This is a genomic window from Pseudomonas sp. NBRC 111127, assembly GCF_001320345.1.
GTDB lineage: Bacteria > Pseudomonadota > Gammaproteobacteria > Pseudomonadales > Pseudomonadaceae > Aquipseudomonas > Aquipseudomonas juntendi.
Map to the genome: position 1 here is coordinate 1 of NZ_BCBD01000079.1, position 26,109 is coordinate 26,109.

25 protein-coding genes are annotated in these 26,109 nt (G+C 63.4%); 8 read left to right on the forward strand and 17 right to left on the reverse strand.

The genetic code is table 11. From position 1 onward, the window contains the following. The 9 genes from APH30_RS15515 to pstS form a co-directional block, all read right to left on the reverse strand. The coding region (locus APH30_RS15515) for a PAS domain-containing protein (protein ID WP_156326493.1) at positions 1-953 on the reverse strand (953 nt) is incomplete at its 3' end. Then, the gene (gene nosP / locus APH30_RS15520; protein WP_054913050.1) at positions 922-2,085 is read right to left on the reverse strand and encodes a nitric oxide-sensing protein NosP; all 1,164 of its coding nucleotides are present in this window, start codon (positions 2,083-2,085) and stop codon (positions 922-924) included. The genes nosP and APH30_RS15515, both read right to left, overlap by 32 nt. A gap of 138 nt (positions 2,086-2,223) precedes the next feature. Then, positions 2,224-3,411, reverse strand: coding sequence for a porin (locus APH30_RS15525; RefSeq protein WP_054913051.1), 1,188 nt, complete (start codon positions 3,409-3,411; stop codon positions 2,224-2,226). A 420-nt stretch (positions 3,412-3,831) separates the two neighbouring features. Further along, positions 3,832-4,431 carry an HAD family hydrolase gene (locus APH30_RS15530; RefSeq protein ID WP_054913061.1) on the reverse strand — a complete coding sequence of 200 codons (600 nt, stop codon included), beginning with the start codon at positions 4,429-4,431 and terminating at the stop codon, positions 3,832-3,834. Further along, the gene (locus APH30_RS15535) at positions 4,431-5,129 is read right to left on the reverse strand and encodes a hypothetical protein (RefSeq protein ID WP_054913052.1); all 699 of its coding nucleotides are present in this window, start codon (positions 5,127-5,129) and stop codon (positions 4,431-4,433) included. Before APH30_RS15535 ends, APH30_RS15530 begins: the two co-directional genes overlap by 1 nt. A gap of 91 nt (positions 5,130-5,220) precedes the next feature. Beyond that, complete coding sequence (pstB, locus tag APH30_RS15540; protein WP_017148287.1) at positions 5,221-5,982, reverse strand: phosphate ABC transporter ATP-binding protein PstB; 762 nt, start codon at positions 5,980-5,982, stop codon at positions 5,221-5,223. Positions 5,983-6,060: 78 nt separating this feature from the next. Next, positions 6,061-6,954 carry a phosphate ABC transporter permease PstA gene (pstA, locus tag APH30_RS15545; protein WP_009681761.1) on the reverse strand — a complete coding sequence of 298 codons (894 nt, stop codon included), beginning with the start codon at positions 6,952-6,954 and terminating at the stop codon, positions 6,061-6,063. Beyond that, on the reverse strand, positions 6,951-7,919 hold the full coding sequence (pstC, locus tag APH30_RS15550; protein ID WP_009681760.1) for a phosphate ABC transporter permease subunit PstC: 969 nt from the start codon (positions 7,917-7,919) through the stop codon (positions 6,951-6,953). The genes pstA and pstC overlap by 4 nt, the downstream gene beginning before the upstream one ends. A gap of 69 nt (positions 7,920-7,988) precedes the next feature. Further along, positions 7,989-9,020, reverse strand: coding sequence for a phosphate ABC transporter substrate-binding protein PstS (pstS, locus tag APH30_RS15555; protein WP_009681759.1), 1,032 nt, complete (start codon positions 9,018-9,020; stop codon positions 7,989-7,991). A gap of 436 nt (positions 9,021-9,456) precedes the next feature. Between pstS and APH30_RS15560 the strand changes: the two genes are divergently transcribed. Further along, entirely contained in the window at positions 9,457-9,837 is a 381-nt protein-coding gene (locus APH30_RS15560) for a hypothetical protein (protein ID WP_054913053.1), read from the forward strand. 40 nt (positions 9,838-9,877) lie between these two features. On the opposite strand, the gene APH30_RS15565 is transcribed toward APH30_RS15560, so the two are convergent. Further along, positions 9,878-10,111 carry a hypothetical protein gene (locus tag APH30_RS15565; protein WP_009682142.1) on the reverse strand — a complete coding sequence of 78 codons (234 nt, stop codon included), beginning with the start codon at positions 10,109-10,111 and terminating at the stop codon, positions 9,878-9,880. Positions 10,112-10,369: 258 nt separating this feature from the next. Between APH30_RS15565 and APH30_RS15570 the strand changes: the two genes are divergently transcribed. Further along, positions 10,370-11,596: an MFS transporter gene (locus APH30_RS15570; RefSeq protein ID WP_054913062.1), complete on the forward strand. Its 1,227-nt coding sequence runs from the start codon at positions 10,370-10,372 to the stop codon at positions 11,594-11,596. A 56-nt stretch (positions 11,597-11,652) separates the two neighbouring features. Here the strand turns inward: APH30_RS15570 and APH30_RS15575 are convergent, their stop codons facing one another. The 3 genes from APH30_RS15575 to APH30_RS15585 form a co-directional block, all read right to left on the reverse strand. Beyond that, the gene (locus APH30_RS15575) at positions 11,653-12,624 is read right to left on the reverse strand and encodes a biotin-dependent carboxyltransferase family protein (RefSeq protein ID WP_054913054.1); all 972 of its coding nucleotides are present in this window, start codon (positions 12,622-12,624) and stop codon (positions 11,653-11,655) included. Continuing rightward, positions 12,621-13,508 carry an allophanate hydrolase subunit 1 gene (locus tag APH30_RS15580; protein WP_054913055.1) on the reverse strand — a complete coding sequence of 296 codons (888 nt, stop codon included), beginning with the start codon at positions 13,506-13,508 and terminating at the stop codon, positions 12,621-12,623. Before APH30_RS15580 ends, APH30_RS15575 begins: the two co-directional genes overlap by 4 nt. 86 nt (positions 13,509-13,594) lie before the next feature. Next, positions 13,595-14,353 (reverse strand): 5-oxoprolinase subunit PxpA, encoded by a 759-nt coding sequence (locus APH30_RS15585; protein ID WP_009682146.1) that lies wholly within the window; start codon positions 14,351-14,353, stop codon positions 13,595-13,597. Between the two features lie 121 nt (positions 14,354-14,474). Here APH30_RS15585 and APH30_RS15590 point away from each other — a divergent pair, with 121 nt between their 5' ends. From APH30_RS15590 to APH30_RS15605, 4 genes are all read left to right on the forward strand, one after another. Further along, positions 14,475-15,392: a LysR family transcriptional regulator gene (locus APH30_RS15590; RefSeq protein ID WP_009682147.1), complete on the forward strand. Its 918-nt coding sequence runs from the start codon at positions 14,475-14,477 to the stop codon at positions 15,390-15,392. 106 nt (positions 15,393-15,498) lie between these two features. Continuing rightward, positions 15,499-17,565, forward strand: a complete 2,067-nt coding sequence (gene treS, locus APH30_RS15595) for a maltose alpha-D-glucosyltransferase (protein WP_054913056.1) — start codon at positions 15,499-15,501, stop codon at positions 17,563-17,565. Positions 17,566-17,690: 125 nt separating this feature from the next. Beyond that, a complete protein-coding gene (locus APH30_RS15600) occupies positions 17,691-18,320 on the forward strand; it encodes a riboflavin synthase (protein ID WP_009682149.1) in 630 nt (209 codons plus the stop codon). A gap of 9 nt (positions 18,321-18,329) precedes the next feature. Then, complete coding sequence (locus tag APH30_RS15605; RefSeq protein ID WP_054913057.1) at positions 18,330-19,031, forward strand: YoaK family protein; 702 nt, start codon at positions 18,330-18,332, stop codon at positions 19,029-19,031. Here APH30_RS15605 and proP read toward each other — a convergent pair whose 3' ends face one another. From proP to APH30_RS15620, 3 genes are all read right to left on the reverse strand, one after another. Further along, on the reverse strand, positions 19,032-20,534 hold the full coding sequence (gene proP, locus APH30_RS15610) for a glycine betaine/L-proline transporter ProP (RefSeq protein WP_054913058.1): 1,503 nt from the start codon (positions 20,532-20,534) through the stop codon (positions 19,032-19,034). Between the two features lie 140 nt (positions 20,535-20,674). Next, on the reverse strand, positions 20,675-21,649 hold the full coding sequence (gene hemB, locus APH30_RS15615; RefSeq protein WP_029887703.1) for a porphobilinogen synthase: 975 nt from the start codon (positions 21,647-21,649) through the stop codon (positions 20,675-20,677). Between the two features lie 175 nt (positions 21,650-21,824). Beyond that, positions 21,825-22,718, reverse strand: a complete 894-nt coding sequence (locus tag APH30_RS15620; protein WP_054913059.1) for a PA4780 family RIO1-like protein kinase — start codon at positions 22,716-22,718, stop codon at positions 21,825-21,827. Positions 22,719-22,899: 181 nt separating this feature from the next. Here APH30_RS15620 and APH30_RS15625 point away from each other — a divergent pair, with 181 nt between their 5' ends. Both APH30_RS15625 and APH30_RS15630 read left to right on the forward strand, forming a co-directional pair. Next, entirely contained in the window at positions 22,900-23,580 is a 681-nt protein-coding gene (locus APH30_RS15625) for a response regulator transcription factor (RefSeq protein ID WP_047149773.1), read from the forward strand. Next, the gene (locus APH30_RS15630; protein WP_054913060.1) at positions 23,558-24,949 is read left to right on the forward strand and encodes a HAMP domain-containing sensor histidine kinase; all 1,392 of its coding nucleotides are present in this window, start codon (positions 23,558-23,560) and stop codon (positions 24,947-24,949) included. Before APH30_RS15625 ends, APH30_RS15630 begins: the two co-directional genes overlap by 23 nt. Before the next feature lie 426 nt (positions 24,950-25,375). On the opposite strand, the gene APH30_RS15635 is transcribed toward APH30_RS15630, so the two are convergent. Further along, on the reverse strand, positions 25,376-26,109 hold a 734-nt coding region (locus tag APH30_RS15635), incomplete at its 5' end, for a DALR domain-containing protein (protein WP_156326495.1).

Consider the following 26,109-nt stretch of genomic DNA (forward strand, 5'->3'; position numbering starts at 1 on the left):
CTCTCCACATCCTCCAGCGAGTTGCTGACATTGCGGACCAACTGGGCACTGTGCTGCGGTTCGCGGCTTTCCAGCAACGCGCTGGTGAACAGCCGCGCCGCATTCAGCGGTTGCAGCAAATCATGGCTGACCGCAGCCAGAAACTTGGTTTTCGACAGGTTGGCCTGTTCGGCCTCGCGCTTGGCTTCGCGCAGCCGCGCTTGCGCCTGGCTGCGCTCTTCGATTTCCCGCAGCAACTGGTCGTTGAGGCTGGTCAGCTCCGCCGTGCGCTCACGCACCCGCTGCTCCAGGTGCTGATAGGCCTGGTGCAATGCCTGCGCGGTATTGCGCCGCTCGGTGATATCGCGGATCAACACGAAGATACCCACCACCTCGCCGCTGGCCAGGCGGTTGGGGACATAGGAGCGCAGCATGTAGCGCTCCTGGCCCTTGATGTTGGTTTCGGCAAACTCGAAGGTCACGCTCTCGCCCGCCAACGCCCGCGTCACATAGGCCTCGAGGCGTTGGTAATGCTGTTCGCTGTGGGCCTCGCGCAGGCTTTGCCCCAGCATCACGCCACGCGGCCAGCAGTACCATTCCTCATACACCTTGTTGGTGAATTCATAGACCAGGTCGGCATTGAGGTAGGCGATCAACGCCGGAACGTTGTCGGTGATCAGGCGAATCTGGTGCTGGTGCGCGGTCTCGGCCCGCTGCCGGGCCTCGCTGAGCAGGTGGTTCACCGCCTTCAGCTCGGCCATGGCCTGGCTCAGCGCATCGGTGCGCTCGCGCACCTGCTCGGCCAGCACCACCGAATGCTGAAACGCCGCGTACGGGTCGTTGCCGCGGGTGACCCCGGACTCGACACGTTCGATCAGCGCACCATTGATGCGCTGCAGCTTGTGGTTCTGCTGCTGCAGCCGGGCCACCTCGGCCTGCAGGTCAGCGACCGACAGGAGGCCAGTTGCGGGCAATGGCGACGCCGGTGAAGGTCTGGTTGATATGCATGCCATTGAACTGTTCTCCGTAGGTGTTGAACCCGATCACCCGTTGCTCGCGCAGAAACGCCCCCACCAGTTCCAGGCTGTGTTGCCCCTCCAGTTCCAGACGCCGCAGGAAGCAGTCGCAACCAATGGTCAACAACAGCGGGCCCAGGCGCTGGTGCAGGCCGTCGAACAGCTCATGCAGGTTCGGCAGCAACGGCCCTGGGGTCATGGCCGTGAGCACGATGCCGTTCTCCACGGCACAGTAGAAACTCAGGCTCAAGTCATCGTGCACACGCTGGACGGCGCGCATGTAGTACTGGTCGTGAATGCGCACGGCCAACGGGTGCGCGGCGAACACCCGGTAATCGAGCGCCGCCACCGGCACACCGATGAGCCGGGCATATTCCTCGGCAGCGGGTTCGGCATTCAGCTCGAATACCCGGCGCTGGCCGCTGTCGGCGCCAGTGACCACCAGTTTTTCCTGGCGCGGCTGGATGTGATGGGTGGTGAACACTTCGAAGTCGAGCCAGGTGTTGACCAGCACCACCACCGCTGCGCCGCTGTGGAAGGCGCCGCCGTGGTAGACATGCGTGCGGTTGAGGTAGTTGTCGTCGCCGGCCGAACCGCCGAAGTGCGGGATGTCCCCCAACGCCGCGCTGAGGGCAGCGAGGACCATCTCCTCCCGGCTGGACAGCCCGTCGAGCAGGGTCAGGGCAAAGCTGTGGCCCTTGATCGGCGCCAACGAATTGCTGCGGCAGGTGCCGACCAGGCGCTCGACCATCTGTTGCGCATCGATGAGGCTGAAGTGCTCCATTTCGTCGATCAGCCCGGTGGCGATGGAAAAGTGCCGGTGATCGAAGCCCAGCGCGGTCACGCAGTTGCGGCCGTACCCCTGCGGGGTGATTTCGCCGGCACTGGTGCACCCCACCAGGCGGATGCCGCCAAACCCCTGTTCCAACGCCTGGGCCAGTTCCTGCAGGTTGTATTCGGCAGAACAGAAAAACAGCACCAGGCCCAGGTGGGGGTGCAGGAGCTGTCGCGCCAGGTCCTGGGCGGCCAACCGGGCATCGGTGGCCTGGGACATGGCGCTGAGCACACCGTCGTTGAGGGCCTGTTGCATCAAAGTCTCCGGCGCAGGGCGGCTGAAGGTGCAGTGTACGAAGCCGGGTACGTGGGGCGAATGCTACTTGGGTAGCGGGTGGGCGGTTCCAAGGGTGTAAGTGCCAGCTTCACCTGCGCCTGCCTTGCCGCCCCGTGCTTACCAGGTCAGCACCGCGCCCACAGCCAAGGTATCGGTGTCTTCGTTCTGCGCACTGCCCTCATGCCCATCGATGGAGAACTGGTTGTACTCGGCCACCAGCTTGAGGTTGTCGTTGACGTCGTGGAACAACGCTACGCCACGGGTCTTGTAGTCGGCACCGCTGCCCACCGCACCGTTGCCATCGTCCTTGGTCTTGCCATACGACAGCGCCACGCGGTTTTTGCCGAACTTGTAGGAGCCCTGTAACAGGTAGCCGTCGCTGTCCACATTACGCAACACCGGCTCGCCCGCGTTATTGGTGAAGAACGGGTTGATGCCCTTGGCCTGGAACCCAGAGCCGGTCAATGACCAGCCGCCCAGCTTCGCCTGCACCCCATAGCCGACCCCCTTGGAGGTGACGGACTGGACCGTCGAGTCGGTGTTGTCCGAGGTCTGGTAGCTGCCGTTGACCCAGCTGTAGATCTGCGCCCCCGCCAGGTCGAACTGGTAGGTGATTTCGCTCTCGGTGCGTGGGTTTTCCTGGTAGGCCTTGCCGGTCGGGCTGCTGTCGTTGGTATCCACGGGGTCCATGATGCCCACCGCCACGCGCAGGCCGTCCATCACCGGCGTACGGTAGGTGATCTGCGAGGTGGGAAACGGATAGGGGTAACCGCTGCCGATATTGCCGAACGACACCCCGCCGCCATCCACCAGGCCCAGCGTGTCACTGACCTGGCCATAACCGGCCAGCAGTTCGTCCAGCAGGATGTTGGAGCGCGCGAACAGGCCAAAGTCCTTGCCGATCAGCACTTCGCCCCACTCAGGGTTGGCCACCGTGCCGTAGAACTGGCGCACGTCGATGGCGGTATCGGTGCCGTTGGCTTCGCTGTCGTTGATGGTGACCCAGAACGACGCCCGCGCGCCGAGTTTCAGGTCGTCTACCTGCTTGCCCATGTTGAAACCGATGTAGTTGGGCAAAAAGCCCATCTTCACCCGCGACTGGCGCCGGTCGAACTGCTCGCCCTCGCGGTCGACCTTGCTGTTGACATAGAAGGCGTTGATGTAGCCATCGGTAGAGAATGTCGTCTGGTCCTTGTCGTACAGCATGATCTCGGCCTCGGCGGCACCGCTCAGGCCCAAGGCGGAAACACTGGCGAAGGCAGCAGCGAGAAAACGAGGCGGCAGGTGCTTTTTGTTGTTGTGCATGGCGCGCTCCAAACGGGGGACAGGGTGTCGGAGGCGATTATCAGAAGCCGGCAGGCCACCCGGAACGCTGCTTTGGCGTGGGTTGGCGGGTGCTTTGGAGCGGAGGGTGTGGCGCGGTGATTTGGTCTTGGGACCTGCTGGGGTCGGGGTGGCAAGACTTAGGGTGTAGGCAGGCGTGGCAGGCGGGTATCAATACGCCTGAATGAACCGGGGGCTGGGGTCCCTGTGGGATATTCTATGGTTTCTGGCAAGGGTAGCCGCAGCATCTTCAGCGCCTGTGAGATCGAGCGCCGCCCGCGCGGCGCTCGATCTCACAGGCGCTGCATATCTTCTGACAAACACCTGTCAGCCCTGATGCGGACCCTGTGGGAGCTGGCTTGCCGGCGATGGGCTGCAAGGCAGCCCCATTTACACGACGGTTCAGGAAGCCAGTGCCTGCGAACGCGGGCACGCGGGCATCTCGTAGCGGTGCGGCTGCTGCCGGGCCAGGCGGGCCTGCACGTCCACCGCTGCGGCCTTGACCTTCTGCGCCCAGTGCTGGTCCTGCGGGCACACCACCACAACGCGGAAACCATGATCCACGCCTTCCAGCCGCACGCCTTCGGAGTCATCCACATGCAGGTCGATATCGAACGCCGAAGGCAATTTTGACGGGGAATGCGCCAGGCCATTGCGGGCCAATATGTGCTGGTGGCGGTCACTGTTGACCACCCCGTCCACATGAATGCCGTACAGCAGCAACCAACGGCGGATGTACGCTGGGGTGCGCCCGGATGAGGTATAGATCCAGATGCTGCAGCCCTGGCGGCGCAGGTCGCGAATCAGCTCGCGGGTACCGCTGCGCAGGGGCTCACCGAGCCAGCGGTGGACGAAGCCCGGCAACCTGCTGTGCTCGGCAGCCGCGTGCTCAGGCTGGCAGGCCAGGGTGTCGTCGATATCGAACGAAATGCGCACCTGGCCACGTTTGAGCTTGCGCTCGATGGCCTGCCGCCCGCGCTCTATCAGGGTGAACGGTTGCATCAGCGCCCCCCCGCGCAAACAGGCACCGCAGTGGCGCCCAGGAAGAACTTGCCGGGCGCAGGCGCCTTGGCTTCGAGGAACGCGGCGTACTTTTTCTTGATCTTGGGCAGTTCGTACAAAGCCTTGACACCGTGTTTGGCGGAATTACGTATGACCGAGGACGGGTTGAAGTAGCCCTCGGCGTTGTCCAGCGACAGCACGAATGGCGGAAGCCCGGTACGCATCAGCAGGTAGCTTACGATGAGCGAGCCGGTGCGGTTGTTACCTTCGATGAACAGCTGTGGCTTGCTGAGGATACGTACGTACACACCGGCTGCCCGCTTCCAGATCGAATCGCTGCGGTAGGCGCAATACCAGTTGTGCAAGTCCTTGATGCCACCTTCCACATTGTTGAAAAAATGCGCTTCGGTCGCCGCCAGGTGCGCCGCGAACTCCACGCGCCGGGCCGGGTCACGGCCACACAGCACCGTGGCATTGATTTCCAGCATCAGGTTCAGCTGTTGCAGGTCGAACAGGTCTATTCCGCGAGCGACATAGTCGTCAATCAGCGCGTAGCCTTCAACCACATTCAGCAGCACCTCGTCGGTGAACGGGTCCCGCGGTTCGGTGAAGTGTTGGCTCAGCTCGGCAAAACGGCCCTGTACCTCGCGCAGAGCGCGCTCTACCGCAGACAGATCTAATCGACGCATCGGTTGCATTGGAAATCCTGGGTAACACTTTAACCAAAGGTTGTGCGGGCGGTGCTGCCACCTTCCTGGTTGCAGCACCGCCCCCTTGTACAGCGATGGGTCAGCTGAACTTGCCGCTGATGTAATCACTGGTCAGTTGTTCACGCGGGTTCTGGAAGATCTGCGCGGTCGGCCCCATCTCGACCAGGTAGCCGGTACGGGTACCCTGGGAAATGTCGACCGAGAAGAACGCCGTGGTGTCGGCAACGCGAATCGCCTGCTGCATGTTGTGGGTCACCAGGGCGATGGTGTAGTCCTTCTTCAGCTCGACCATCAGCTCTTCCACGCGGCGGGTGGCAATGGGGTCAAGTGCCGAGCACGGCTCGTCCAGCAGCAGCACTTCCGGCTCGGTGGCGATGGCCCGGGCGATACACAGGCGCTGCTGCTGGCCGCCGGACAACGACAGGCCGCTGACCTTGAGCTTGTCCTTCACTTCGTCCCACAGCGCAGCGCCTTGCAGGGCGTGTTTCACGCGGTCGCCCAGGTCCCCTTTGTAGCGGTTCAGGCGCAGGCCAAAGGCAACGTTGTCGAAAATGCTCATGGAAAACGGGTTGGGCTGCTGGAACACCATGCCGATATAGCGGCGCACCACTACCGGGTCTACGCCCTTGCCATACACATCCTGGCCCAGGAAGTGCACGTGGCCCTCGAAGCGGAAGCCTTTCACCAGGTCGTTCATGCGGTTCAGGCTACGCAGCACGGTGCTCTTGCCGCAGCCGGACGGCCCAATGAAGCCGGTAATCTCGTTCTTGCGGATCGGCACATGGCTGTCGCGCACGGCCATGAAGTTGCCGTAGAAGATCTTGTCCAGCTTGCAGTCCATGACGATGGGGGTGGCTTCGCTGGCCACGGGAGCGGCACGTTGTGCGGTGGATACGTTCAAGATGGATGCTCCCTGTTCTCAATACTTGGGCTTGCCGAATACACGGCTAAGGATGTTGATGACCAGCACGATCATGACCAGCACCAGCGAGGCCGCCCAGGCGAGCTCCAGCTGGTTGTCGAACGGCATGCCGGAGAAGTTGTAGATCAGCACCGCCAGCGAGGCAGTGGGGTTCATCACCGCCAGGTCGCCGTTGTGGTAGATCCAGTAGTTGCTGAACAGCGCGGTGAACAGCAAGGGCGCGGTTTCACCTGCGGCACGGGCCACGGCCAGCATCACGCCGGTGAGAATGGCCGGCAAGCCCGTGGGCAGCACGATCTTGCAGATGACCTGGGCACGGGTGCAGCCCATGCCGTAGGCAGCGTCCTTCATGATCTTGGGGACCATCTTCATCGCCTCTTCGGCGGTCAGTACCACGATGGGCAGCATCAGCACCGCCAGTGCCACCCCGCCTGCCGGTGCCGAATAGGTGCCGGTAGTCATCACCACCAGGGCGTAGGCAAACACACCGGCCAGGATCGATGGCAGGCCGGTGAGCATCTTGGCGGCAAACCTTGCAGCGTTGGCCAGCTTGCTGTCCGGGCCCAGCTCGGCAAGGAACACCGCGGCCAGGATACCCACCGGCACCGCGATGGCGGCAGCGATGCCGACCATGACGAAGGTACCGGCCATGGCGTTGCCGAAGCCGCCGCCCATCTCGAACCCCGTCGGCGGCAGTTCGGTGAACACTTCCAGGTTCAGGCGGGCACCGCCGCGGGTGATCAGCATGTACAGCACGGAAATCAGCGGCACACTCGCCAGCAACGCGGCCAACCAAGCCAGGATGGTCAACACCAGGCTGCGCAAGGCGCGGCCTTCGAGCCGGCGCTGCAGGCTGGGCAGCGCGGCGGCAGGGGTCGTCAGGTTGGTCATTGTTTATTTCCCCGCTGGGCGTAGAGCATGATCATCGAGCCAAGCACGTTCACCAGCAGGGTGATGAACATCAGTACCAGTGCCGCATACATCAGCACTTCGATCTCGTTCGGGCCGGCTTCCGGGAAGTTCAGCGCCAGCAGCGCTGCCAGGGTATTGGCCGGGGCGAACAAGGACACGGAAATGGTGTTGGCATTGCCCACCAGCATGGCCAGCGCCATGGTTTCGCCCAGTGCCCGGCCAAGGCCCAGCACCAGCGAGCCAAAGATACCGGTGGCCGCAGAAGGCACCATCACTTTCAGGATGGCCTCCCAGTGCGTGGTGCCCATGCCGTAGGCGGCCTGCTTGGTTTTCATCGGCACACTGGTCAGCGCGTCTTGCGAAACGGCAGCGATGGTCGGCAGGATCATGATCGCCAGGACCAGTGCGGCCGGCAGCAGGCCGGGCCCGCTGAGGGAGGTGCCAAAAAACGGGATCCAGCCCAGCTCGCTGTTCAACCAGGTGGTCAGGGGGCGAATGGCCGGGATGACCACATAGATGCCCCACAGGCCATAGACCACGCTGGGGATGGCGGCGAGCAGCTCGACGATGGTGCGGAACACCGCGGCAAGCCTGGCCGGAAGGAAATCCTGGGTGAGGAAAATGGCCATGCTGACGCCGAAGAAACCGGCAATCAACAGGGCGATGAAGGCGCTGTAGAGCGTACCCCAGATCGCCGGCAGAATACCGTACTTGCCTTGGTTTACATCCCAGACACTGCCCAGGAGCACGTCGAAACCGTGCTTCTCAATGCCTGGCAGTGCCTTGCGGCCCACTTCGTAGACCAGCGCGAAAACCAGCGCCAGTACCAGCACCACCCCGATACGGGCAAGCGCACGGAAGGTGCGGTCGACCAGAAAGTCTTTCGTAGACGGCGGCTGGCACGCGGAATCGGGATTATCCGGTATGGCAAAAGGTGTGTTCATGGCGTATTCCGGGACAAGGGACAAACACCCCCGGCATGGCTTCATGCCGCTGCCGGGAGCGCCTGGGTGTTACTGGATGTTTGCAGACGCTTTGCGCACCTGGTCGACAACCGATGGCGGCAGCGGGATGTAGCCCATCGAGTCGGCAATCTTCTGACCCTGGGTCAGGCCGTACTCGACCATCTCACGCATGGCCTTGGCCTTTGCCGGGTTGCCGTTGTCCTTGCGGAAGATCATCCAGGTGTAGGAGGTGATCGGGTAGGACTTGGCGCCTTCCGGGTCGGGCAGGTTGGCGACCAGGTTTTCCGGCAGTTTCACCGCTGCCAGGGCCTCCGCACCGCTTTCGGCATTTGGCACCACGTACTGGCCAGCCTTGTTTTCCAGGGCAGCGAAGTCCACCTTGGCCAGCTTGGCGAAGCCGTACTCGATGTAGCCAATGGCACCTGGGGTCTGGCGAACGGTAGCGGTCACCCCGTCGTTCTTCGGCGATTTGATGAACTTGTCGGTCGCAGGCCAGTTGACCGTGTTGCCCTCACCCAACGTGCTCTTGAAGTCGGCGTTGATGGCCGACAGGTGCTTGGTGAACACGGCGTTGGTGCCACTGGAGTCGGCACGTACCACCACGGTGATGGGCAGGTCAGGCAGCTTCATTTGCGGGTTGGCCGCGGCGATTTTCGGGTCGTTCCACTGGGTGATCTTGCCGAGGAAGATGTTCGAGTAAACATCGCGCGGCAACTTCAGGCCCTTGGGGTTGCCGGGCAGGTTGTAAGCCAGGACGATTTCGCCGGCGGTCATCGGCAGCAACTGGACGCCTTCGGCAACCTTGGCGATGTCGGCTTCGCTCATGGCCGAGTCGCTGGCGGCGAAGTCGACGGTCTTGTTCAGGAAGTCCTGAACGCCCGCGCCACTCCCCTTGGATTGGTAATCAACGGTAACGCCCGCTGTGTTCTTGCTGAAATCCTTGAACCAGGTCAGGTAGATCGGTGCCGGGAAGCTGGCGCCGGAACCGGTCAGGCGTACGTTTTCAGCAGCAAATGCAGCGGAAGTGGCGCAAAGCGAAACGGCAACGGCGAGTGCAGCAGACTTCATCAGGCGAATCATCGAAAAGCGCTCCTTGTGATGGCCGGCACACTTTGCATCAGCTGTGTTACAGCTTTGTGACCATTGAAAGGCAAGCCGTTCGTTGATCCCGCTTCGTCAACCGGTTGGGGCCGCTTTGCGGCCCATCGCCGGCAAGCCGGGCTCCCACAGGGGCTGCTGTCTTGAGTGCATGTTTTCCCCGCTCGGGCAATCTGTTGTAGGAGCGGCCTCGTGTCGCGAAATGAGGGCGAAGCCCTCACCTGCGCTATCACTGCCCCCACATGGCCCCAACGTGGATAGCCACCCGCCTGCTCACCAGACCGGCGCGAATGGGGTTGGCGACAGTGTCGCGCGCGGTTGTCGTCGATGCGCGGCCGCGGTGCCGCTCGTCCAGTGACCGGCACTCTCTGGCGGGGAGCGTCTCAACCGTTCAGGCATAACTGCAGGAGTGAACACCATGCCACGCGGCGACAAAGGCAAGTACACCGAAAAACAGAAGCGCAAGGCCGAGCACATCGAGCACGCCTACGAGGATAAAGGCCTGGCCAAAGAGGAAGCCGAAGCGCGCGCCTGGGCCACGGTCAACAAGCAATCCGGCGGCGGTGAAAAGCAAGGCGGTTCAGGGAACAGCACCTCTGCCAGCGAGAAGAAAACCGCCCGCGCCGATTCGGCCAGGCGGGCAGCACATACCCGCCACGGACACGCGCGCGCATCCGGCAGCTCACTGGAAAGCCAGACAAAGGAAAGCCTGCTGAAGGAAGCCCGCAGCAAAGCCATAAAAGGCCGCTCCAGCATGACCAAGGCCGAACTGGTCGCCGCCCTGCGCAACCACGGCTGATCGCTACCCTCACCCCATGGTGAGGGCCCACCGTACGTGACTAGACCATGCCGGCGATCTCCGCAGCGTCGGCATCCGGGCAGCGGTTGCGACAGTCACACTCGAATTCCGCCTGGGCTCGGGTGGCAAAGTTCAGGCTCAACCGCACCTTGTCTTGCGTATCGTAGAGGTCGTAACCCTCGCCCAATGCAGCGGGAAAGCCAAGCCGCCGAGGCTGAACTTCTTTTTTCAGCGGCACTGCGGGAACCACAACGAACCGTGTTTGCATGATCATCCCTCTGCGGCCGTGATTTAGTATTAGTACCGCTAGGTGAAAGCATCAAGAAGACTCATGCAATATTTTGGGTCAGCGGTCTGCAAGCCGAGGCGTGATTCGCCAGCAACCGCTCTGCGCCCGGCGTTTCATCGATGGCACTGATGTTCACTATCACGCCGTTCGCCTGTCGGCCGCCCACACCCACCCCTATAATCCCCGGCCAATCCCCCCTCCCGCGCCTGCTACAGGCGTCATCCCTCCTTGGAAGTCACCACCATGCCAAGTGCCAGCCAGGCCCCACGGGGCCGTCCTGAACATAATCAACAGAGCGTGACCCAGCAGTGGCTGGCGATCCTCTCGGTCGCCATTGGCGCCTTCGCCCTGGTCACCAGCGAATTTCTGCCGGTGGGCGTTCTCAACGATGTCGCCAGCGACTTGGGTATCAGTGCAGGCTTCGCCGGCCTGATGGTCACCTTGCCCGGCATCATGGCCGCGCTGGCCGCCCCGGCCATTTCCGTGGGCGTTGGCGCGCTGGACCGGCGCTACTTGCTGATCGGCCTGACGCTGATCATGATCATCGCCAACAGCATCGTCGCCTATGCGGGCGACTTCAGCCTGCTACTGGTCGGCCGGGTACTGCTGGGTGTCAGCATCGGCGGATTCTGGGCCACGGCCATCGCCCTCAGCGGGCGCCTGGCCCCTGAGGGCGTTGGCGTGGCCAAGGCCAACTCGATCATCATGGCCGGGGTGACCCTGGCGACGGTGGTGGGCGTGCCGGTAGGCACCTGGCTAAGCGGCCTGCTGGGCTGGCGAATGACCTTCCTGGTGACTGCACTGGTGGGCGTGCCCGTGCTCCTGGCGCAGGTGTTGCTGCTGCCGCGGCTTTTGCCCGAAAAAGCCATTGGTGTGCGCGACCTGCCGGCGCTGTTCATCAACCCGCAAGCGCGTGTGGGCCTGATCGCCGTGCTGTTGATTGGCCTGGCGCATTTTGCCGCCTACACCTATGTAGCGCCGTTCTTCAAACAGAACGCCGGCTTCGACGGCCCGACCATCGGCTCATTGTTGTTGCTGTATGGCGTGGCCGGGTTCATGGGCAATATCTTCGCCGGTTTCGCCGCCAACCGCAGTGTGCGCCATTCGCTGATGCTGGTGGCACTGCTGATCGCCGCCAGCACAGCGCTGTTTCCGTACTTCGCCACCGGCCTGACCGGCGCGGCGATGCTGATTGCGCTGTGGGGGTTCGCCTTCGGCGCATTCCCGGCCTGCGCCAATATCTGGATGTTCGTGGTCGCGCCCAAGGATGTCGAGCGGGGCATGCCGCTGTTCGTGGCCTTGTTCCAGGTGATCATTGCCGTAGGCTCGTTCTTTGGCGGCCAAGTGGTGGACCACATGGGCACCGCAGTGCTCTTGAGCCTGGCCACGGCCCTGGTGGGCTGTGGCTTCGTCACCGTGCTGGTGCTGGGGCGCAACGTCAGCAACGGTTTGGCCCAGCAACCTGCGTAAATGCCCGAGCGGGGTTGGCGGCCCTTGCCCCCCCGCATCGGCAAGTTGTCCTCCGTTCAGCTGAACAACCGGGCCAGGCACGCCAGCTTCTTCTTGTAAGAGCGGCGTGCCTCCAGTGCCTGCTCCAGGCTGACTTTCAGAAAGCGTGCCTGCTGATTTGGCTGCATCTGCCCGATAAGGTCGAGGTCGGCGCTGATCACCGTGCCAATCATGGCGTAGCCACCGCCCGATACGGCATCCCGGTGCAGGATGATCGGCTCCAGCCCGGCCGGTACCTGGATCGAGCCGATGGGGTAGCAGCTGTCGACGATGTTGGAAGGATCCGAACCAGCACCGAACGGTTGCTCCCGTGGCTGGAAACTCAAGGCACTGCCGCCTTTGTAGCGGTAACCGATGCGATCCGCCTCGGAGCCTACCGTCCAGGCTTCGGTGAAGAAGCTTTGCGCAGCAGCTTCGGTCAGCCGGTGAAAATACAACCCCGGCACCACCCGCAGCACCACTTCGCCGCCCAGGGCCTGGCGCAGTGCCATCGGCAAGCTTGCGCCGGCGCGGCCGGTGCCGGTGGGCGTGCCGACCGGCAACAGGTCACCGGCCAGCAACTTGCGCCCCTGGAAGCCACCCAAGGCCCCAAGCGCGTAGGTCGATCGGCTACCCAGCACCTCGGCCACATCAATACCCCCCGCCACTGCCAGGTAGGCCCGCGCGCCCGCCGTCGGGAAGCTGAAACGCAGCACCTGCCCGGCGCGCACGGCAAATGCCGTGTCGGGCCGCTGCTCGCGGCCATCGAGCAAGGCGGGCATCTGCGCACCACACACTGCCACCAGCGCATCTGCCTGGAACTCAAGTTCAGGGCCGACCAGCGCACATTCCAGGCCGGCAGCGCCCGGCGGGTTGCCCACCAGGTAATTGGCTGCGCTCAGGGCATACTGGTCGAGCGCGCCAGATGGCGGAATGCCCAGGTGGTAGTAGCCTTCGCGGCCCAGGTCCTGCACGGAGGTCGCCAGGCCCGGTTTGAGTACCTTGATCATGCCAGCACCTCCTGCAGCGATTTCGGGTAGCCGACCGGGTCGGCAAGGAATGCGTCCAGGGAAAACACCACCGGGCGAATGCGCAGGTCGAAACGGCCCTCCTCCACCTCAGCCACTGCCTGGTCATACGCGCGGCGGTCGATGGGTTTGAATTGCACGATGTCACCTGGGCGGAAGAACACCATGTGCTCCTTCAGGTAGCTCAAGGTCTGTTGCGGGTCGTAGATCGGTGCCGGGGTGACGCCGAACATCTGGTAACCGCCCGCGCCGCGCACCGAGTAGATACAACCGAAACAACCACCATGCCCCAGGGTCAGGCGGGGCGTGTCGGTACGCGGCCGCAGGTACTTGGGCACCTGCAACTGGCGCTGGCGCTCGACCATCTGGAACATGAACGGCAGGCCGGCGACGAAGCCGACCATGGAAACGAACCACGGTGCACCGCTGTGCGCCGCAATGAACGCGTCGACATCGGCCAGGCCATTGATGCGGGCCGCGTACTCCAGGTCGGTGCTGGCCGGGTCCTGGTGGCGGTCACGGAAGCGCATCAAGGTTTCGTGGGTCCAGGGGTCGTTGTACAGCACCGGAATCTCGATGATGCGGGTATGCAACGAACGCTCGGCCACCGCCTGCGCTTCGGCACCGCGCACCGCTGCCAGCAGGGCATCGGGGGCGATGCGGTCGGGGTCGAAACGCACCTGGAACGACGCGTTGGCCAGGCACACATCCAGCACGCCGTCCAGCGCCAGGCGCTCCACCGCACGGGTGACGGCCATACCTTTGAAGAAGGCTTCCAGCGACATGCTCTCGCTGACCTCGGCAAACAGGTGCTCGTCGGCGCCGAAGCTGTAGCGGATAGGCGTTGTAGCAAGCGATTCGGCCATGACTGTTCCTTTTCTTGAAATCTTTATAGAAAGGCAGGCGAAAACAACATGATCAGGCTCCGGCCTGTGGCTGCCGGATGCCAGCGTCAGCGCGGTGCACGCACCACGATGCCAGCCTGGTCCAGCGCCTTGCGCGTGGCCTCGACCAGGTCGAGGGCGCCTGGCGTGTCACTGTGCAGGCAAATGGAGTCGAACTCGATGGCCAGGTCCTGGCCCTCGACGGTGCGCACCACACCTTGCCGACAAGCCCGCAGTACGCGCTCGGCGACCGCCAAAGGCTGGTAGCCCCTTACGTTACGGGTGAACACGATCGAGCCGCTCAGGTCGTACTCGCGGTCGGCATAGAACTCGCGCACCACCGGCTGGCCAAGCTCCTGGGCAATACGGCAGATCACCGAGCCGGGCATGCAGAACAGCAATAACTGCGGTTCGATCAGCCGCAGGTTTTCCACCAGCAAGCGTGCAGCTTGCTCGTCACGGGCCAGGTGCATGTAAAGCGCCCCGTGGGGTTTGATGTGTTGCAGGCTCACGCCCTGGGCCCGGGCGATTTCACGCAGCGCCCCGAGCTGGTAAAGCATGTCGTCGACCAGTTCCTGCGCCGATGCGTTGATGTGCCGGCGACCGAAACCGACCAAGTCGCGGAACCCCGGGTGTGCCCCCACGGCAACCCCCAGGGCCTTGGCCCGCTCGACCGTACGGCGCATGGTGCCGGGGTCGCCGGCATGAAAACCGGTGGCGATATTGGCGCTGCTGATGTAACCCATCAGCTCGTTATCCACGCCGTCGCCAATGGTCCACGGGCCAAAGCCCTCGCCCATGTCCGAGTTGAAATCCACTGCTTGCATGACCGTATCTCCCTGGCGCTTGTGGCTGCATGCAAGCCACGTTAGATTCTCCCCTACCCCTTGGGAAGATCTATAAACAGAATGGGTGTCTTCGGAAAAACAGATACCCCGGGAGCCTACCGTGTCACTTACCTTGCGCCAGGTGCGCTACTTTGTCGCCACTGCCGAAATCGGCCAGATCTCCCAGGCCGCCATCCACCTCAATATTTCCCAGTCGGCGGTCACCACGGCAATCAAAGAGCTGGAGGCCATGCTCGGCGTGCTGCTGTTCCAGCGCTCCGCCCAGGGCATGAACCTGACCGAAGCCGGCCGGCACTTCCTCAACCGCGCCTACGTCATCCTGCGCAGCGTCGACGATGCGCTGAACAGCCCGTTGCCGGACATACGCGCCAGCGGCCTGTTGCGCCTGGCAGCCAGCTACACGGTAATCGGGTACTTCCTGCCGCACCACTTGCAGCGCCTGGAGCACTGGCACCCCGACGTGACCCTGGAACTTTACGAACAGGAGCGCAGTGCCATCGAGCAAGGGCTGCTGGAGGGGCGTTTCGACATGGCGGTGGTGCTGACCGCCAACTTGACCCACCCGGCTATCGTTTCAGAAACGCTGTTCAACTCCGAGCGCCGCCTGTGGCTGCCCGCGCACCACCCCCTGTGCGAACGCTCGGCCGTGAGCCTGGCCGATGTCGCCACAGAGCCGTTCATTTTGTTGACCGTGGACGAAGCCGAGCAAAGCGCCATGCGCTATTGGCAGCAGGCCGGGCAACGGCCCAGCGTGCGCGTGCGCACCAGTTCGGTGGAGGCGGTGCGCAGCATGGTCGCCAATGGCAGTGGCGTAGCGATTCTGTCAGACCTGGTGCACCGGCCATGGTCGCTGGAGGGCAAGCGCATCGAAACAGTGACCATCAGCGACCCGGTAGCGCCCATGAGCGTGGGGCTGGCCTGGCACCGCGAGCGGGCGTTCAGCCCGGCGATGCAGGCTTTGCGCAATTACTTCCACGGCGCCTTCCTGGCACCGCAGCAGTGGGCTGCACGGCGCTGAGCCCGCTGTGCCAGGCATTTGGTTCAGGGCCTGGCTCCCGGCCGAACGATCCGACCGCTCTGCCGTCATAACCTGAGCCGGTGCCGACACGCAAAGAGGACGCGAAATGACCCAGCCCGACCCTGCATACGTGAAATGGCTCGAAGCGCGCGCCATGCTCAAGGCTTCCCAGGAGCGCGCCAGCCTGTACTCAGGCCAGTCGCGCCTGTGGCAACAACCCTACGCCGAGGCACAGCCCCGCCGGGCCACGGAAATCGCCTCGGTCTGGCTGACCGTTTACCCCGATGCCATCATCGCCCCAGAGGGCTGCTCGGTGCTCGGTGCCCTGGCCCATGAAGCCTTGTGGAAGCGCCTGTCGGAAATCGGCATTCAAGGCCTGCACACCGGGCCGATCAAGCTGTCTGGCGGTATTCGCGACCGCGAGCTCACACCCAGCGTAGACGGCAACTTCGACCGCATCAGCTTCGATATCGACCCGCTCTATGGCAGCGAGCCGGAGCTGATCCAGATGAGCCGCATGGCCGCCGCGCACAATGCGGTGACCATCGACGACCTGATCCCTTCGCACACCGGCAAGGGCGCCGACTTCCGCCTGGCGGAAATGGCCTACGGCGCCTACCCGGGCCTGTACCACATGGTGGAGATACGCGAGGAAGACTGGCACTTGCTGCCCGAGGTGCCACCCGGACGTGACTCGGCCAACCTGCTACCCGCACAGTGCGACGAGCTCAAGGCACGCCATTACATCGTCGGGCAGTTGCAGCGGGTGATTTTCTTCGAGCCGGGGGTCAAGGAAACCGACTGGAGCGCCACCCCACCGGTCACCGGTGTCGACGGCAAGACCCGGCGTTGGGTCTACCTGCACTACTTCAAGGATGGCCAGCCGTCGCTGAACTGGCTGGACCCCACCTTTGCCGCCCAGCAGATGATCATCGGCGACGCCCTGCATGCCCTGGATTGCCTGGGTGCCCGTGGCCTGCGCCTGGATGCCAACGGTTTTCTCGGGGTGGAAACCCGTGCCAGCGGCACCGCCTGGTCGGAAAGCCACCCGCTGTCGCTGGTCGGCAACCAATTGATCGGTGGCATGATCCGCAAGGCCGGCGGTTTCAGTTTCCAGGAGCTGAACCTGACCCTCGATGACATTGCACAAATGTCCAAGGGCGGTGCCGACCTGTCCTACGACTTCATCACCCGGCCCGCCTACCAACATGCCTTGCTGACCGGCGACACCGAGTTCCTGCGCCTGATGCTCAAGGAAATGCACGCCTTCGGCATCGACCCGGCCTCACTGATCCATGCCCTGCAGAACCACGACGAACTGACCGTGGAGCTAGTGCACTTCTGGACCCTGCATGCCCATGACATGTACCTGTACAAGGGCCAGACATTACCCGGCAACATCCTGCGCGAGCACATCCGCGAAGAAATCTACGAACGCCTGTCGGGCGAGCATGCGCCCTACAACCTGCGCTTCGTCACCAATGGCATCGCCTGCACCACCGCCAGCCTCATCACTGCGGCATTGGGCATCCGCGACCTCGACCAGATCGGCCCGGCGGACATCGAGCAGATCCAGAAACTGCACCTGCTGCTGGTCATGTACAACGCCATGCAGCCAGGTGTGGTGGCGCTGTCGGGCTGGGACATGGTCGGCGCCCTGCCCTTGCCTGGCGAAGCCGTGGCCGAGCGCATGCTCGATGGCGATACCCGCTGGATTCACCGCGGCGGCTACGACCTGGCCGGGCTCGACCCGCAAGCGGATACCTCTGTACGCGGCATGCCGCGGGCGCGGGCGCTGTATGGCAGCCTCGACAGCCAATTGGACAACCCTGACTCGTTCGCCTGCAAGGTGAAAAAACTGCTCGCGGTGCGCCAGGCCTACGGCATTGCCACCAGCCGCCAGGTGCTGGTGCCGGAGGTCAGCAGCCCTGGGTTGCTGGTCATGGTGCATGAGCTACCGGCCGGGCGCGGCATCCAGATCAGTGCGTTGAACTTCAGCCAGGAGGTGATCGCCAAGGAGCTACTGCTCACAGGCTTCACGCCAGGGCCGGTGGTGGACATGATCAACGAAACGGTAGAAGGCGACCTGACCGAGGATGGCCGTTTGCTGGTAAACCTGGACCCGTACGAAGCGCTGTGCCTGCGCATCGTCAACAGCACCGGGCATGTGTGAGCCGGCCAGCGCCCTGGGTGTGCCCGGCCGCATGCCTGGGCAGCACCAGGGCGCTGGCGCCTTGCTTTTGAGGCCGTACAGGCATAGCGTTCGGGTGTTTTCTTTTCGCGCCCAGGAGCAACACCATGTACACCGGCATCGTCCAGGCCGTCCGCCCACTGCTTGATGTGACCAGCTACCCGGGCCACAACCAGTTCACCATCGACCTCACCCCGGAACTGCTCGATGAGTTGAAGATCGGCGCCAGCGTCAGCGTCGAGGGCACGTGCTTGTCTGTCACTGAAATCGACGGCAGCCACGTCAGGTTCGATGCAATGACCGCCACCCTGGAACGCACCAACCTGCGCAATTTCAAGGCCGGCCAAGGGGTGAACATCGAGCGTTCGGCGAAGATGAACGCCGAAGTCGGCGGCCACCTCATGGCTGGCCACATTGCCACGACCGCAGAAATAGTCGAACTGTCGATCGAGCAGACCGGCGCCTTCATCCGTTTCCGCATGCCGCCGCCATGGGGCAAGTACGTGTTCCCGCGGGGCTTCATCGGGGTCAACGGCTGCAGCCTGACCGTGGCCGACGTGGAAGATAACCTGGTCACCATCAACCTGATCCCGGAAACCCTGCGCCAGACCACGTTCGCCAGCTACGCTGCCGGCGATTTGCTGAACATCGAGGTCGATCACCAGACCATGGTGCTGGTGGATGTGGTCGAGCGCACCATCAAAGGCACCCTGGCCCGCGAAAACCTGTTGCCCTGAGGCCTGCCCGTGCTACCCCATCCCCTTACTACCCGTACGGCGAGGCGCTTGCGCCTGCAAGTGCTGCGTGGCCGTGTCGGCCTTGGCCTGGTGGCCGGGCTGTCGGTGCTGGCAGGCATGACCGACGCCATTGGCCTGCTGGCCCTGGGTGACTTCGTATCGTTCATGAGCGGTAATACCACGCGCCTGGCGGTGGCGATCAGCCAGGCTGACCTGGCCCTGGTGCTGCGCCTGAGCGGCGCTTTGCTGGGCTTTGTCGCGGGTAACACGTTGGGGGTAGTGCTGGCGCGCGGCTTCCGTCGCCGGGCCTGGCCCGTGCTGTTGGTCGTGGCGGCGTTGCTGGCCTGCGCTGCAGCGTGGCCACTGGCGGCCACCTTCCCGGCATTGCTGGCCGCGACCCTGGCCATGGGCATGATCAACGCAGTCGTCGAGCAAGTGAACGGCCTGCCCATCGGCCTGACCTACGTCACCGGTGCACTGTCACGCTTCGGCCGCGGCCTTGGGCGCTGGTTGCTGGGCGAGCGGCGCCACGGCTGGCGGGTGCAACTGGTGCCGTGGGCAGGGATGCTGCTGGGCGCCGCGCTGGGCGCCTGGCTGCAACACCACCTGGGCCTGCAGGCACTGGCCGGCAGTTGCGTGCTGGCGTGCCTGCTGGCCCTGGTGTCGCGGTTCATTCCACGTGCCTGGCAGCGTGGCTACATGCCGCGCTGATCAATCGATGCGCGGGTGCTGCTGGACCAACAACTTGCGCTTGGCCTCGAGCTCGGCGATTTGCTCGTCTATTTCCTCGATCTTCTGCTCGATGTTGTCGTGGTGTTCCTGCAGCAGCTCGCGCGCCTCGTCGATGTCCGATGCCGCCGGTGCGGCACCGCGCAGCGGTTTGTTGGCGGTTTCCTTCATGGTCAGGCCGGTCACCAGGCCCACCGCGGCGATCACCATCAGGTAGTAGGCGGGCATGTACAGGTTGCCGCTGCTTTCCACCAGCCAGGCGGCGATGGTGGGGGTCAGGCCGGCGATCAGCACGGAAATGTTGAAGGCACTGGCCAGTGCGCTGTAGCGGATGTGAGTGGGGAACATCGCCGGCAACGTCGACGCCATGACACCGATGAAGAAGTTCAGCAGCACCGCAATGATCAGCAGCCCCGAGAAGATCAACCCCAGCACACCACTGTTGATCAGCATGAACGCCGGAATGGCCAGGGCGAACAGCCCGATACTGCCGACCACGATAAACGGGCGACGGCCGAACTTGTCGCTCAGCAGGCCGATGATGGGCTGCACGAACAACATGCCGACCATGATCGCGATGATGATCAGTACGCCATGGTCCTCGCTGTAGTGCAGGTTGTGCGAGAGGTAGCTGGGCATGTAGGTCAACAGCATGTAGTAGGTGACGTTGGTGGCGATCACCACGCCAATGCAGGTCACCAGGCTACGCCAGTGCTTGGTCGCCACTTCCTTGAACGACACCTTGGGCCCCGACGCCAGGCCCTCGCGGTCACCCTGCTCCATCTTGTCGACGTGCTGCTGGAACGCGGGGGTTTCCTCCAGGGCGTTACGCAGGTAGAGGCCGATGATACCCAGCGGCAATGCCAGGAAGAACGGCAGGCGCCAGCCCCACTCAAGGAACCTGTCTTCACCAAGCACCGTGGAAATCAGCACCACTACCCCGGCGCCCAGCACGAAGCCGGCGATCGAGCCGAAGTCCAGCCAGCTGCCAAGGAAGCCGCGCTTGCGGTCAGGCGCATACTCGGCCACGAAGATCGAGGCGCCGGTGTACTCGCCGCCCACCGAGAAGCCCTGGGCCATTTTCGCCAGCAACAGCAGTATCGGCGCCCATATGCCGATACTGGCATAGGACGGTATCAAGCCAATGGCAAAGGTGCTGAGGGACATGATGACGATGGTGGCGGCAAGGATTTTCTGCCGGCCGAATTTGTCGCCGAGGGCGCCGAAGAACAGCCCGCCCAGGGGGCGAATGAGGAATGGCACCGAAAAGGTGGCCAACGCCGCGATCATTTGCACACTGGGGTCGGCGTTGGGGAAGAACACCTTGCCCAATGCATAGGCGACGAAGCCATAGACACCGAAGTCGAACCACTCCATGGCGTTACCCAGTGCAGCGGCGGTGATCGCCTTCTTCATCTTGGCATCGTCGACGATCGTGATGTCCTTGAGGCCAATAGGTTTGACGCTTTTCCTGCGAGATTTCATGCCTGTATCCCTGTCGATCAATGCTCTATGGCATCTGATACAACGGGACACAAAATAATTCAGCGCTTAATGAATTTTTGTAGGGAATTGCGCTGGGGGCGGGTAAGCCCGCCCCCAGGCCAGGGGAGCTGCTTTGCTGCTCAAATGCCTTCGCGGGCCAGGTCCATGGCGAAGTAGGTCAGGATCAGGTCGGCACCGGCGCGCTTGATAGCGCCAATGCTTTCGCGCACCACGCGGCCTTCGTCAATGGCACCGGCAAGGCCACCGAACTTGATCATCGCGTACTCACCGCTGACCTGGTACGCCGCCAGCGGCAGGCGCGAGGCCGCACGAATGTCGGCGATCACGTCAAGGTAGGCACCGGCCGGCTTGACCATCAGCACGTCTGCACCTTCCTGCTCGTCAAGCAGCGATTCACGCACAGCCTCGCGGCGGTTCATCGGGTTCATCTGGTAGCTCTTGCGGTCACCTTTGAGCGCAGTGCCGCCTGCTTCGCGGAACGGGCCGTACAGCGACGAGGCGAACTTGGTCGAATAGGCCATGATCGCAGTGTCGTGAAAGCCTGCACCGTCCAGCGCGCTACGAATGGCCTGGACCTGGCCGTCCATCGCCGCCGAAGGTGCGATGAAGTCGGCACCGGCAGCGGCGGCGATCACCGCCTGCTTGCCCAGGTTGACCAAGGTGGCGTCGTTGTCCACGCCGTGGTCATGCAATACGCCGCAGTGCCCGTGGCTGGTGTATTCGCAGAAACAGGTATCGGACATCACCACCATTTCCGGCACGGTGTCCTTGCAGATACGCGACATGCGCGCCACCAGGCCGTTTTCGTTCCAGGTGTCGCTGCCAACCGCATCCAGGTGGTGAGACACACCGAAGGTCATCACCGATTTGATACCGGCGCGGGCATAGCGCTCGATTTCCTGGGCCAGCCGCTTCTCAGGGATGCGGTTCACGCCGGGCATGCTGCTGATGGGCACGAAGTCGTCGATGCCTTCTTCCACGAAGATCGGCAGGATCAGGTCTTCAAGGCGGAATTCGGTTTCCTGGAATACGGTGCGCAGGGACTCGTTCTGGCGCAGGCGGCGAGGACGAACGGAGGGGAATTGGTTGGACATGACTGCTCCAGGGAATTTGAACGGCGTATACCTTATGCCTGTCAGGGGCCAGTGAAAAGGCCGGATGACGAGATATTGTCCTGCATCAAAGGTAATGGCCGCGCAGGGCACTGGCTGAGCCGGTGGTGCCCGCTTCGGGGGGGGAACCTGCGAAGCGGGCTGTACCGGCAGCACATCATTGCAGCCAGGGCGGTGTCGGCTCCTCGGCCTTGGCCGGGCCGTTTTCCGCCTCGGCACGCGCTGCCCGGCGCCGGGCCTCGTCCACGCGGGCGGCGTCGATTTCCCGCATTACCCCGCCAACGTCGGCCTCATGCTCGTCGTCCTGGAATACCCCGGTCAACACGGTATCGGGCAGCAACTTGCCAGCCTCGTACAACGCCCACATTTCCTGGGCATAGCGCGTGCTCTTCAGCTCTGGGGCAAAACGCCCGAAGTAGTGGGCCATGTTGTCCACGTCACGCTGCAGCATGCTGAATGCGTGGTTGTTGGCGGCGGCGTCCACTGCCTGCGGCAGGTCGATGATCACCGGCCCGTCCGGGCCGAGCAGCACATTGAATTCGGACAGGTCGCCATGGACCAGCCCGGCACACAGCATCAGCACGATCTGGCGAATGACGAAGGCATGGAACACCCGCGCCTCCTCGGCCTCCAGGTGCACGTCGTTGAGCCGGGGTGCGGCATCGCCATCGGCGTCGGTCACCAGCTCCATCAGCAACACGCCGTCCTGGAAGTCATAGGGCTTGGGCACCCGGACCCCGGCGCCGGCCAGGCGGAACAGTGCCGCCACTTCGGCGTTCTGCCAGGCGTCCTCGGCCTCTTTGCGGCCGTACTTGCTGCCCTTGGCCATGGCCCGGGCCTGGCGGCTATTGCGCACCTTGCGGCCTTCCTGGTATTCGGCGGCCTGGCGGAAACTGCGCTTGTTGGCTTCTTTATAGACCTTGGCGCAGCGCACCTGGCTACCGCAACGCACCACGTACACGGCGGCTTCCTTGCCACTCATCAACGGCCGCAGTACTTCGTCGACGAGGCCGTCTTCGATCAGGGGTTCGATTCTTTTGGGTGTCTTCATCAGGCTGCGTTCGGGGTCCTGGCTGTGTTGACGGACATCCTCTCACAGCCTGCTGCGACATGCTCGTCTGTCTTCACAATGGGTGAACCCAGGTGGGTTGTGGCAAGATGAATTTTTCTTAAATCGCCGGTTGTCTATTCTTTGGCACAATCGAGTCTCCATTAGATGCCCAGGAACCAGCATGCCTCGCGTACTGACCATCGAAGACGACGCCGTCACCGGCCAGGAAATCGTCGCCGAACTTACCAGCCATGGCCTTGAGGTGGAGTGGGCCGACAATGGTCGTGAAGGCCTGGCCAAGGCCATTGCCGGCGGTTATGACCTGATCACCCTGGACCGCATGCTGCCCGAGGTCGATGGCCTGACCATCGTCACGACCCTGCGCAACCTCAAGATCGCCACGCCGATCCTGATGATCAGCGCCCTCTCCGACGTCGATGAGCGGGTGCGCGGCCTGCGCGCCGGCGGTGACGACTACCTGACCAAGCCATTCGCCTCCGACGAAATGGCCGCCCGGGTCGAAGTGCTGCTGCGCCGCAACAGCGTGCCGATGACCCAGACCCGCTTGCAGGTCGCCGACCTGCAACTGGACCTGATCAGCCACGAAGCGCGCCGCGGCGACAACACCCTCAACCTGCTGCCCACCGAGTACAAACTGCTGGAGTACCTGATGCGCCACAGCGGCCAGGTCATTACCCGGATGATGATTTTCGAGGAAGTGTGGGGCTACCACTTCGACCCGGGCACCAACCTGATCGACGTGCATATCGGCCGCCTGCGCAAGAAAATCGACTCACCCGGCCAGTCGCCGCTGATCCGTACGGTGCGGGGCTCCGGCTATGCCATTGCTGAACCCGTCTAAAGGCTGGAGTTCGTCCACCAGCCGCCTGCTGGCACTGTACAGTTTTCTCTTCGTAGCCTGGAGCAGCATCCTCATGGGGGTGCTGTACTTCGAGGTTTCAAGCTACCTGAACAAGCTCACCCGCCATTCCATGCTGCAGCGCCAGCACCTGTTCGCGCACATGAGCGGCAAGCAGCTGGACGACGCCCTGATTGCCAGCCAGGCTTTCGAGGAACGCAGCTTCGACGCCTATGGCCTGTTCGATGCACAACTCAACCCGCTGGGCGGCAGTGTTCGTGCCCTGCCCCCCGGGCTGCGGCTGGACGGCAAGATCCATGAGCTGAAGCGTTGCCTGGACGCCGATGATCCGCGCATGCCCCGCGACAGCTGCGATGCCGTGGCCATCAAGGTGCAGGATGGGCGCTGGCTGGTGCTGTTCCGCGATAACGGCTCATTGTTCGTCGTCACACGGATCATTCTCGATGCCTTGCTCTGGGGTATCTCCTTCACCCTGATCCCCGGGTTCGCCGGCTGGTACCTGCTGCGCCGCCGCCCCCTGAAACGCATCCGGGCCATTCAGGCCCAGGCCGAGCTGATTGTCGCCGGCGACCTCACGCACCGCCTGCCGCTGTCGGCCCGGCGCGACGAGCTGGACATGCTGGCCGCCATCGTCAATGCCATGCTTGACCGCATCGAGCGGCTGATGCACGAGGTCAAGGGCGTGTGCGACAACATTGCCCACGACCTGCGCACCCCACTGACCCGCCTGCGCGCCCAGCTGTACCGCATACGCCAGCAAAGCGACAACGATTCCGCGCAAGCCGAGGCACTGGACCAGGCCATCGGCGAAACCGACACCCTGATGGCGCGTTTTCGTGGGTTGTTGCGCATCAGCGAACTGGAAGACCGCCAACGCCGGGCCGGCTTCGTGCAGCTTGACCCGCATGATTTGCTGGTAGAGCTGCACGACTTCTACCTGCCGTTGGCCGAAGATGGCGGCATTCACCTGGAGCTGCACCAGCCGGGGCATTTGCCGGCACTGCACGGCGACCGCGAGCTGTTGTTCGAGGCGCTGGCCAACCTGGTAGGTAACGCGATCAAGTTCACCCCGGAAGGTGGGCAGGTGCGCGTGGCCGCCACCCAGGACGACACCGGCGTGCACGTGGCCATTGAAGACAGCGGGCCGGGTATTCCGGAAGAAGAACGCACGGCGGTACTGAAGCGGTTCTACCGCAGTGATGAAGGCCACCGCCATGCCGGCTTCGGCCTGGGGCTGTCGATCGTTGCGGCGATCGTCGACCTGCATGGGTTTGGCCTGGAGATTGGCGAGAGCCCTTTGGGTGGGGCCAAGCTGGTACTGCATTGCCCATTGGCCGGGCTGGCCAAATAACCATCGGGGCTGCTTTGCAGCCCATTGCGACACAAGGCCGCGCTGTAAGAGCAACTGTCTTTCTCAAAAATTTGAAAAGCCTGCGCGATTCACCTGTGGGAGCGGGCAAGCCCGCGAAGCAGGCGACGCGGAGTCTGGCACCGGCTTTGCCGGTGTTCGCGGGCATGCCCGCTCCCACAGGGGGTCTGCGCTGGCTTGGAGGCGCCGCCGTACCTGCAGGAGCAACTGTCTTCCTCAAAATTTGAAAAGCCTGCGCGATTCACCTGTGGGAGCGGGCAAGCCCGCGAAGCAGGCGACGCGGTGGATGGTACCGGCTTTGCCGGTGTTCGCGGGCACGCCCGCTCCCACAAAGGACCGTGTAATCTTCGAGTCCTGCATTGCGGCCTTGTGTCGCGATGGGCCGCAAAGCGGCCCCAACTGCACCGATCAGTCAGCCAGACGCCAGGTAGTGGCACCCTTGCTGTCTTCCAACACCACGCCCATGGCGGTCAGCTGGTCGCGAATGCGGTCGGACTCGGCCCAGTTCTTGTCTGCCCGCGCCTGCAGGCGCGCCTGGATCAAGCCCTCGACCTCGGCCGCATCGACCTTGCCTTCGGCGCCCGCACGCAGGAAGTCATCGGCGTCCAGCTGCAGCACACCCAGCACATCACCCAGCTCCCGCAAGCGACCGGCCAGGCCGGCAGCAGCGTCTACATCACTGTCGCGCAGGCGGTTGATCTCACGCACCAGGTCGAACAGCACAGCGCAGGCCTCGGGCGTGCCAAAGTCGTCATTCATCGCCACGCTGAAGCGCTCGACAAAGGCCTCGCCGCCCTTGGCCGCCACGCGCGGCAGGCCGCGCAAGGCGTGGTAGAAGCGCTCCAGGGCGCCCTTGGCGTCGCGCAGGCTGTCTTCCGAGTAGTTGATGGCACTGCGGTAGTGGCTGGCCACCAGCAGGTAGCGAACCACCTCCGGGTGGTACTTCTCGAGCACATCACGGATGGTGAAGAAGTTGTTCAACGACTTCGACATCTTCTCGCCATTGATACGGATCATGCCGCAGTGCATCCAGGCGTTGGCGTACTGCTTGCCGGTGGCCGCCTCGCTCTGGGCAATCTCGTTCTCGTGGTGCGGAAACTCCAGGTCGCTGCCGCCACCATGGATGTCGAAGCTCTCACCCA